This is a genomic window from bacterium (assembly GCA_029210545.1).
In the GTDB taxonomy this organism is placed as follows: Bacteria; BMS3Abin14; BMS3Abin14; order BMS3Abin14; family BMS3Abin14; genus JARGFV01.
On sequence record JARGFV010000153.1, the window covers coordinates 1 to 5,026 of the forward strand.

General features: G+C 61.6%; 5 protein-coding genes. 3 read left to right on the forward strand and 2 right to left on the reverse strand.

The window, feature by feature from the left end; all coding sequences use genetic code 11:
• Nucleotides 1–329 precede the first annotated feature (329 nt).
• Entirely contained in the window at nt 330–1,250 is a 921-nt protein-coding gene (nadA, locus tag P1S46_11435) for a quinolinate synthase NadA (GenBank protein ID MDF1537088.1), read from the forward strand.
• A 177-nt stretch (nt 1,251–1,427) separates the two neighbouring features.
• Here the strand turns inward: nadA and moaC are convergent, their stop codons facing one another.
• Both moaC and P1S46_11445 read right to left on the reverse strand, forming a co-directional pair.
• Nucleotides 1,428–1,904 carry a cyclic pyranopterin monophosphate synthase MoaC gene (gene moaC / locus P1S46_11440; protein MDF1537089.1) on the reverse strand — a complete coding sequence of 159 codons (477 nt, stop codon included), beginning with the start codon at nt 1,902–1,904 and terminating at the stop codon, nt 1,428–1,430.
• A 4-nt stretch (nt 1,905–1,908) separates the two neighbouring features.
• Nucleotides 1,909–2,253, reverse strand: coding sequence for a PilZ domain-containing protein (locus P1S46_11445; GenBank protein MDF1537090.1), 345 nt, complete (start codon nt 2,251–2,253; stop codon nt 1,909–1,911).
• Between the two features lie 186 nt (nt 2,254–2,439).
• Here P1S46_11445 and P1S46_11450 point away from each other — a divergent pair, with 186 nt between their 5' ends.
• Entirely contained in the window at nt 2,440–2,865 is a 426-nt protein-coding gene (locus tag P1S46_11450; protein MDF1537091.1) for a secondary thiamine-phosphate synthase enzyme YjbQ, read from the forward strand.
• A complete protein-coding gene (locus P1S46_11455; protein MDF1537092.1) occupies nt 2,862–4,811 on the forward strand; it encodes an FAD-dependent oxidoreductase in 1,950 nt (649 codons plus the stop codon). The genes P1S46_11450 and P1S46_11455 overlap by 4 nt, the downstream gene beginning before the upstream one ends.
• The last annotated feature ends 215 nt before the right edge of the window (nt 4,812–5,026 follow it).

Below are 5,026 nucleotides of genomic sequence, written 5' to 3' on the forward strand. Positions count from 1 at the left end.
AATCCGGGACTTTTCGCTCCACGGAAAGGGAAAAGCGTCGTTTTCCCTTTCCTTACAAATCAATGACTTACGGTGCGAGTCATTGATTTGGGCGCCCCGCGCGGGGCGCGTTGATGGACTTTTAGCGAGTCCCTCAACCCTCAATTGACTGTTCACGGGCAGGCCCTTTGAACAAGTGAAATTTATATGTTATTTACTTGACCCTGTCAACGAAGGCACCCAGGATGATGGACCCATAAATGTTCATCGACGCGCCCCGCGCGGGGCGCCCGAATCAATGAATAGCCGCGCCCGGACTTTTGGCGATTCTGTCTTAAAAGGAAAATCCCATGAACCAGGAACAGCTCAAAGGGGAGATCAGGGGGCTCCTTGACGACCGGAAGGCCGTTCTCCTGGCCCACAACTACCAGAGGGACGAGATCCAGGAGATCGCCGGCCACACCGGTGATTCGCTGGGGCTCTCCCAGGTGGCGGCCGACTCGGACGCCGAGGTCATCGTCTTCGCCGGGGTCCACTTCATGGCGGAATCGGCGGCCATCCTCGCGCCCGACCGGACGGTCCTCCTGCCTAACAGGAACGCCGGCTGTCCCATGGCCGACATGATCACCCCGGAGGGTGTGGCCGCCCTCAGGGAAAAGTACCCCGGGGGCACGGTGGTGGCCTATGTGAACACCTCCGCGGCGGTCAAGGCCGTGAGCGACATCTGCTGCACATCGGGCAACGCCGTCAACGTCGCCCGCTCCTTTCCCCCGGAAGCCGACCCCCTGATCATGGTCCCCGATCAGAACCTCGCCCGGTATATCGCGGACAAGGTGGACAGAGAGGTCGTGTGGCACGACGGCTACTGCCCCATCCACCACCAGTACACGGCGGAAGATGTGCTGGCGGTCAAGGCGCTGCACCCCGGCGCCGTGTTCGCCGCCCACCCCGAGTGCCGCCCGGAGGTCCTCGCCCTCGCCGACCACATCACCAGCACCTCGGGAATGTACACCTTCGCCCGGGAGTCTGCGGCGAAGGAGATCATCATCGGCACGGAGCTTGGGGTCCTGTACCGCATGAGGAAGGAGAGCCCGGGGAAAACGTTCATCCCCCTTTCGAAGAACATGATCTGCCCCAACATGAAGCTGACCCGCCTCGAGGACATCAGGGACGCGCTGGTGAACATGGAGCCGGTGGTCACGGTTCCTGAGGATGTCCGTGTCAAGGCTAAGGAGGCACTCGACAGGATGCTGGCGGTCCCGAGGGATTGATCAGGCTGTATCGGAGTAAAAGCGCCAAAATGTGAACGGTATTATTGCTATTCTCCGGTTATCAGGTGTGAATGTCTTCAGAAATAAGAAAACCTCCATCCTGGAGGTTTTTCTTTCGTGTTTTTGGTTTTTCCCCGACACCCCGTTACACCGGTACCCCGATACATATGGCGAATATCACTCTCCGTGATATTCGCCTGATTTCCCCCCGCTCTTATACACCAGCCTGATGTCGCTGATCCGAATCCCCTTCTCCAGGGATTTCAGCATGTCGTAGACTGTCAGGGCCGCCACGGACACCGCGGTGAGGGCTTCCATCTCCACGCCGGTCTTGCCGGTGGTGGTGGCGGTGGCCTCGACGCGGATACCGGGAAGGACCCTGTCAGGGGTCAGCTCAACCTTGAGGGAGTCAAGGCCGATGGGGTGGGTGAGGGGGATGAGGTCAGGGGTCCTTTTGCCGCCGGTGATGCCGGCGACGCGCGCGACTGCCAGAACGTCACCCTTGGGTACATCACCGTCCAGAACGGCCGCTAGGGTCTCAGGGGTCAGGAGGACATCGGCTTTTGCGACGGCAGTGCGGCGGGACGGGTTCTTGCCGCCGACGTCCACCATCCGGGCCCGCCCTTTTTCATCCAGGTGGGTCAGGTCGGACAAGAGGTCATCCCTCGTCCCCGGCCAGGAAATCGGTTATCACCGCGGCGTTCTCTTTGGAGATCTTCCTGAAGGCGATGCCGAGCCCGATGTGGCCGCTTTCCAGTTTCCTCTGGTGCACGATCTCTCCCGTGGTCTGAATGACGTGCTCGCGGATGCCCAGGGTGACCTCCACCATGCGGTTTTCTGAAGGCAGAGGCTGGTGGATCTCGAGCAGGATGCCGCCCTCCGACAGGTCAAGGGTTCGTCCCACGACCTCCAGGTCCACCTGGCCCTTGTCGTCCCTGTGTGAGAGGGAGACCAGGTTGAGGGACTCGAGACGCTTGTGTCGGGACTTGGAACCTTGGCTCACTGATCTCCTCCTTGGGCGGGGGAAATGCCTCCGTGGGGTGTCAAAACAGCCCATGCTTCAAGGCTCGGCTAAGGCCGAGGGATAGCACATTTCCCCTTCTATTGCAATTGGTTTGCCCGATTCCTTTTGACTTTGAAGGGTCGATTGGCTATATTCAACGGGTTTCGAAATATGCTAAGGAGGGGCATGCAGACGGTGGTTAAACTCTCCACCAGGCGCCGTGAGGAACTGGTGGATATCACGTCACAGGTCGAAGATGCCATCCGCTCTTCCGGGGTCTCGACCGGCGTCTGCGTTCTGTACTGTCCCCACACGACATCAGCGCTGACCATTAACGAGGGAGCGGATCCGGCGGTGGCCGCGGATCTCGTCTCCGGCCTGCGCCGATTGGTCCCCGAGGGGTGGGATTTTTCCCACGCGGAGGGGAATTCCGACGCCCACCTCAAGGCAAGCCTGTTCGGGGCATCGGAGACGATCCTCATCGAGGACGGCCGCCCGATGCTCGGGACCTGGCAGCGGATCTTTTACTGCGAGTTCGACGGGCCGAGACACCGCACATTTTACGTCAGGATCGAGGACCAGGGGGGACAGCCAGGGATGAAAACCGGATGAGCGACGCGACGCTTCTTGAAGGCTACCGTGAATGCCATTCCTGCGCCATCCCGGACAAGATGGTGGCCAGGCGCTGCTTCCATTGCCTGGGCCGCCTCGACCTCAAGGATCTGCTGCTTCTGGAGGGTCAGAAGCGCTTGCGGCGCAAGCGGGCGCCCATCCTGTCGGCGGTCTTCCCCGGCCTCGGGCACTGGTACTCGGGCCGCCGCTATATCGGCACATACTTTTTCGCTATGGCTCCGCTCAGTATCGGCCTGGTCCTGGCCACCTACCAGAAGTGGAACTGGGGCCTTTCCGTCCTCACCCTGTCCTTCGTCCTGGTCTGGTTCCTGGCCATCATCGACTCCAGGAAAGGTCCCCACTATTTTCATCCCCCGTGCCAGGAAACGTGTCCCGGCAGCGTGCCCTGCTCCCAGTACGTCCACCTCGCCGCCGCGGGCAAGGTCAGGGAGTCCCTGGAACTGGTCGAGGCTGTCTGTCCTTTCCCGGGCACCATCGGGCGGATCTGTCACCATCCGTGTGAGCAGAACTGCAACCGCGGCAAGGACGGCGACCCTGTCGCCATCTGTGCCCTGAAACGCTACATCGACGACCGGACTGAACGTCCCTACAACTTTTACCAGAGGGAGATCGCCAAGAGCGGCGTCCGGGTGGGCAAGAAGGTGGCGGTGGTCGGGTCCGGACCGTCGGGCCTGAGCGCGGCCCTTTACCTGAGGCTGTTCGGGTTCGAGGTCTCTGTCTTCGAGGCAAGGGAGTTCGCCGGGGGTACGCCTGCCATCTACGCGCCCGAATACCGCCTGCCCCGGGAGATCTACCGCAGGGAGGTCGACCGGATCCTGGAGCTGGACATCGACTTCAAATTCGGCCGGCGGCTGGGTAAGGATTTCACCCTCCAGGACCTGGAAAAGGACGGTTACTCGGCTGTCTACCTGGGGCTCGGCGCCATGAGGTCCGTGCGCCTCCCCCACACCGGTGAAAAATCGGAAGGTTTCATCGACGGCAGGGAGTTCCTCGAGCAGGTGGTCATCGGCGACGGGATGAAGCTTCCCGGGGATGTCCTCGTCATCGGCGGAGGCAACGTCGCCATGGACGTGGCCCGCTCGGCCCTCCGGTGCGGTGCCGACAATGTCAGGCTCATCTGCCTGGAGAAAAAGCCGAAACCGCCGGAGAGAAAGTTCCATTACAAGGATAACGGGTGGAAGGAGATCCTCTCCCCTGTCACCGGTGAGTTCATGCCGGCCCACCGGTGGGAGATCGCCGAAGCGGTCGCTGAAGGGGTCGAGATCCTGGATGCCGGGGCCACCGTCACTTTCCAGCGTGAGAACGGGAAAGTGGCCGGCGCTCGATGCCTTCAGGTCGAAAGGATCGACAAGGACCCCAACGGCAGGCTGGTCCCGGTCTTCAGGGACGGTTCCGATTTCACCGTCAGGGCGGACTGGGTGATCACCGCGGTGGGGTCGGCCCCGGACTTCTCCTTCCTCGGCGGCGTGCCGGCGAAAAAGCGGTTTGACCTCAAGGCGCCCCTCGTCCAGCTGGAGATCCCGGAGGTATCCGTACCGGTCCTCGCCGGGGGAGACCTGGCGATCGGTCCCGCGTCGGTCATCGAGGGGATAGCGGCGGGGAAAGAAGCGGCTGTCCACCTCTACCTGACCCTGGTGGGCGCCACTCCGGTGAACATCCGGTACCGGCCGCGCCGCCTGATTGAGCCCTGGGCGAACTACCCGGACAGCCTGGACCGCCGCCGGCGGCGGCAGGAGGTCATGCTGGACATGGAATCCCGCCGCTCGACCTTTACCGAGGTGGACCGCGGGTTCACCGAGGCCACCGGCCATGAAGAGGCCGAACGCTGCACCCGCTGCGACTGGCCGCTGATGAGGGAGAGCAAGGTGAAGAAGTTTTTCCGGGCCGTAAAGAGAGTGGGCCCCGAAAAAACTTCCAGTGTTTGAAATTCGGGTTCAAGATTCAAAATCCAGGATAAAGCGGCCAGCGGCCGCTTTATTTGTCTTCGCGAGCCCAATTATAGTCCACATCCATCTTCTTCTTCCCCTCATGTAGGCTCCCTTCCTTATCCTTCCTCCCCCTGCTGAGGGGGGAGGATCCGCCGTCGCTCAAGCTATGGCGGGACAAGTCAGAGGTGGGGGTGAAAGTGATTTTTGAGGGG